The following is a 5,060-nucleotide window of genomic DNA, read 5'->3' on the forward strand; positions in this document are numbered from 1 at the left end:
GCTAAGCGACTACCATATCTCACAGGGGGCAACCCCCAACTACTTCCGGCGTTCTAGGGCTTAACTTCTGTGTTCGGCATGGGTACAGGTGTATCTCCTAGGCTATCGTCACTTAACTCTGAATGATGAACATTCAAAATTGAATACCTATATTCTAACAAAAATCTAAACTGCTGTAAATATCCTCAGTTACTTTTTGGATAAGTCCTCGAGCTATTAGTATTAGTCCGCTCCATTGCTCACACAACTTCCACTCCTAACCTATCTACCTGATCTTCTCTCAGGGCTCTTACTAACATATAGTTATGGGAAATCTCATCTTGAGGTGGGTTTCACACTTAGATGCTTTCAGCGTTTATCCCTTCCCTACATAGCTACCCAGCGATGCCTCTGGCGAGACAACTGGTACACCAGCGGTAAGTCCACTCTGGTCCTCTCGTACTAGGAGCAGATCCTCTCAAATTTCCTACGCCCGCGACGGATAGGGACCGAACTGTCTCACGACGTTCTGAACCCAGCTCGCGTGCCGCTTTAATGGGCGAACAGCCCAACCCTTGGGACCGACTACAGCCCCAGGATGCGACGAGCCGACATCGAGGTGCCAAACCTCCCCGTCGATGTGAACTCTTGGGGGAGATAAGCCTGTTATCCCCAGGGTAGCTTTTATCCGTTGAGCGATGGCCCTTCCATACGGAACCACCGGATCACTAAGCCCGACTTTCGTCCCTGCTCGAGTTGTAGCTCTCGCAGTCAAGCTCCCTTATACCTTTACACTCTGCGAATGATTTCCAACCATTCTGAGGGAACCTTTGGGCGCCTCCGTTACCTTTTAGGAGGCGACCGCCCCAGTCAAACTGCCCGTCAGACACTGTCTCCGATAGGGATCACCTATCCGGGTTAGAGTGGCCATAACACAAGGGTAGTATCCCAACATCGCCTCCATCGAAACTGGCGTCCCGATCTCTATGGCTCCTACCTATCCTGTACATGTGGCACAGACACTCAATATCAAACTGCAGTAAAGCTCCATGGGGTCTTTCCGTCCTGTCGCGGGTAACCTGCATCTTCACAGGTACTAAAATTTCACCGAGTCTCTCGTTGAGACAGTGCCCAAATCATTACGCCTTTCGTGCGGGTCGGAACTTACCCGACAAGGAATTTCGCTACCTTAGGACCGTTATAGTTACGGCCGCCGTTTACTGGGGCTTCAATTCATACCTTCGCTTACGCTAAGCACTCCTCTTAACCTTCCAGCACCGGGCAGGCGTCACCCCCTATACATCATCTTACGATTTAGCAGAGAGCTGTGTTTTTGATAAACAGTTGCTTGGGCCTATTCACTGCGGCTGACCTAAGTCAGCACCCCTTCTCCCGAAGTTACGGGGTCATTTTGCCGAGTTCCTTAACGAGAGTTCTCTCGCTCACCTGAGGCTACTCGCCTCGACTACCTGTGTCGGTTTGCGGTACGGGTAGAGTATGTTTAACGCTAGAAGCTTTTCTTGGCAGTGTGACATCACTAACTTCGCTACTAAACTTCGCTCCCCATCACAGCTCAATGTTATAGAACTAAGCATTTAACTCAATTCACACCTCACTGCTTAGACGTGCACTTCCAATCGCACGCTTTAGTTAGCCTACTGCGTCCCTCCATCACTACATACTCTAGTACAGGAATATCAACCTGTTGTCCATCGGATACACCTTTCGGTCTCTCCTTAGGTCCCGACTAACCCAGGGCGGACGAGCCTTCCCCTGGAAACCTTAGTCTTACGGTGGACAGGATTCTCACCTGTCTTTCGCTACTCATACCGGCATTCTCACTTCTATGCGTTCCAGCACTCCTCACGGTATACCTTCTTCACACATAGAACGCTCTCCTACCATACCTATAAAGGTATCCACAGCTTCGGTAAATTGTTTTAGCCCCGGTACATTTTCGGCGCAGGGTCACTCGACTAGTGAGCTATTACGCACTCTTTGAATGAATAGCTGCTTCTAAGCTAACATCCTAGTTGTCTGTGCAACCCCACATCCTTTTCCACTTAACAATTATTTTGGGACCTTAGCTGGTGGTCTGGGCTGTTTCCCTTTCGACTACGGATCTTAGCACTCGCAGTCTGACTGCCGACCATAATTCATTGGCATTCGGAGTTTATCTGAGATTGGTAATCCGGGATGGACCCCTCACCCAAACAGTGCTCTACCTCCAAGAATCTTAATGTCGACGCTAGCCCTAAAGCTATTTCGGAGAGAACCAGCTATCTCCAAGTTCGTTTGGAATTTCTCCGCTACCCACAAGTCATCCAAGCACTTTTCAACGTGCCCTGGTTCGGTCCTCCAGTGCGTTTTACCGCACCTTCAACCTGCTCATGGGTAGGTCACATGGTTTCGGGTCTACGACATAATACTAAGACGCCCTATTCAGACTCGGTTTCCCTACGGCTCCGTCTCTTCAACTTAACCTCGCATCATATCGTAACTCGCCGGTTCATTCTACAAAAGGCACGCTCTCACCCATTAACGGGCTCGAACTTGTTGTAGGCACACGGTTTCAGGTTCTATTTCACTCCCCTCCCGGGGTGCTTTTCACCTTTCCCTCACGGTACTGGTTCACTATCGGTCACTAGGGAGTATTTAGGGTTGGGAGATGGTCCTCCCAGATTCCGACGAGATTCCACGTGTCTCGCCGTACTCAGGATACTGCTAGGTATAAAGACTATTTAAAATACGAGGCTATTACTCTCTTTGGCCTACCTTCCCAGGTAGTTCTTCTATAATCTTTAAGTCCACATTGCAGTCCTACAACCCCGAAGAGTAAACTCTTCGGTTTGCCCTCCTGCCGTTTCGCTCGCCGCTACTAAGGCAATCGCTTTTGCTTTCTCTTCCTGCAGCTACTTAGATGTTTCAGTTCACTGCGTCTTCCTCCTCATATCCTTAACAGATATGGGTAACAGGTATTACCTGCTGGGTTCCCCCATTCGGACATCCCCGGATCTAAGCTTACTTACAGCTCCCCGAGGCATTTCGTCGTTTGTCACGTCCTTCTTCGGCTCCTAGTGCCAAGGCATCCACCGTGCGCCCTTATTAACTTAACCTTATTAACCTAATTTCTTAAAAAATTAGAAAACTCATTAAATATTCACAGCGTTTTCGGTTTATTTTCTTGTTACTATTTGATATAGATATTCAATTTTCAATGTTCATCCTTGGTGATCTCTCACCAATGGAGCCTAGCGGGATCGAACCGCTGACCTCCTGCGTGCAAAGCAGGCGCTCTCCCAGCTGAGCTAAGGCCCCACAAGACCTCTCAAAACTAAACAAGACGAACGTGCAGGTTTCCTTATCCTTAGAAAGGAGGTGATCCAGCCGCACCTTCCGATACGGCTACCTTGTTACGACTTCACCCCAATCATCTATCCCACCTTAGGCGGCTGGCTCCTAAAAGGTTACCTCACCGACTTCGGGTGTTACAAACTCTCGTGGTGTGACGGGCGGTGTGTACAAGGCCCGGGAACGTATTCACCGCGGCGTGCTGATCCGCGATTACTAGCGATTCCGACTTCATGTAGGCGAGTTGCAGCCTACAATCCGAACTGAGACTGGCTTTAAGAGATTAGCTTGCCGTCACCGACTTGCGACTCGTTGTACCAGCCATTGTAGCACGTGTGTAGCCCAGGTCATAAGGGGCATGATGATTTGACGTCATCCCCACCTTCCTCCGGTTTATTACCGGCAGTCTCGCTAGAGTGCCCAACTGAATGATGGCAACTAACAATAGGGGTTGCGCTCGTTGCGGGACTTAACCCAACATCTCACGACACGAGCTGACGACAACCATGCACCACCTGTCACCTCTGTCCCGAAGGAAAACTCTATCTCTAGAGCGGTCAGAGGGATGTCAAGACCTGGTAAGGTTCTTCGCGTTGCTTCGAATTAAACCACATGCTCCACCGCTTGTGCGGGCCCCCGTCAATTCCTTTGAGTTTCAACCTTGCGGTCGTACTCCCCAGGCGGAGTGCTTAATGCGTTAGCTGCGGCACTGAGTCCCGGAAAGGACCCAACACCTAGCACTCATCGTTTACGGCGTGGACTACCAGGGTATCTAATCCTGTTTGCTCCCCACGCTTTCGAGCCTCAGCGTCAGTTACAAGCCAGAGAGCCGCTTTCGCCACCGGTGTTCCTCCATATATCTACGCATTTCACCGCTACACATGGAATTCCACTCTCCCCTCTTGCACTCAAGTTAAACAGTTTCCAAAGCGTACTATGGTTAAGCCACAGCCTTTAACTTCAGACTTATCTAACCGCCTGCGCTCGCTTTACGCCCAATAAATCCGGATAACGCTCGGGACCTACGTATTACCGCGGCTGCTGGCACGTAGTTAGCCGTCCCTTTCTGGTAAGATACCGTCACAGTGTGAACTTTCCACTCTCACACTCGTTCTTCTCTTACAACAGAGCTTTACGATCCGAAAACCTTCTTCACTCACGCGGCGTTGCTCGGTCAGACTTCCGTCCATTGCCGAAGATTCCCTACTGCTGCCTCCCGTAGGAGTCTGGGCCGTGTCTCAGTCCCAGTGTGGCCGATCACCCTCTCAGGTCGGCTATGTATCGTCGCCTTGGTGAGCCGTTACCTCACCAACTAGCTAATACAACGCAGGTCCATCTGGTAGTGGTGCAATTGCACCTTTCAAGCAGATATCATGCAATATCTACTGTTATGCGGTATTAGCTATCGTTTCCAATAGTTATCCCCCGCTACCAGGCAGGTTACCTACGCGTTACTCACCCGTTCGCAACTCATCCGGAAAGAGCAAGCTCCTTCCTTCAGCGTTCTACTTGCATGTATTAGGCACGCCGCCAGCGTTCATCCTGAGCCAGGATCAAACTCTCATTAAAATAATTGTTTGTCTTAAACTCATTCTGTCACTGACAGATTTATTGTTTTTTCATTGTTCAGTACTATAACCTTAGTTATAGCGCCCTGCACATTGGTTCGTCTTGTTCAGTTTTCAAAGGTCTTTGTCGCTCTCGCGCGACAACTATATTAGTATATCACG

General features: G+C 49.6%; 1 tRNA gene and 3 rRNA genes. All 4 read right to left on the reverse strand.

The annotated features are described in order from the left end of the window. Positions 1–116, reverse strand: a 5S ribosomal RNA gene (gene rrf, locus EAI95_RS09895). An 80-nt stretch (positions 117–196) separates the two neighbouring features. Continuing rightward, positions 197–3,095, reverse strand: a 23S ribosomal RNA gene (locus EAI95_RS09900). 129 nt (positions 3,096–3,224) lie between these two features. Next, a tRNA-Ala gene (locus tag EAI95_RS09905) sits at positions 3,225–3,297 on the reverse strand. Between the two features lie 53 nt (positions 3,298–3,350). Continuing rightward, positions 3,351–4,899 (reverse strand): 16S ribosomal RNA (locus EAI95_RS09910). The 16S, 23S and 5S rRNA genes sit together here with 1 tRNA gene alongside, the layout of an rRNA operon. Positions 4,900–5,060: the final 161 nt, after the last annotated feature.

The sequence above is a fragment of the Streptococcus sp. bf_0095 genome (genome assembly GCF_004166885.1).
GTDB lineage: Bacteria > Bacillota > Bacilli > Lactobacillales > Streptococcaceae > Streptococcus.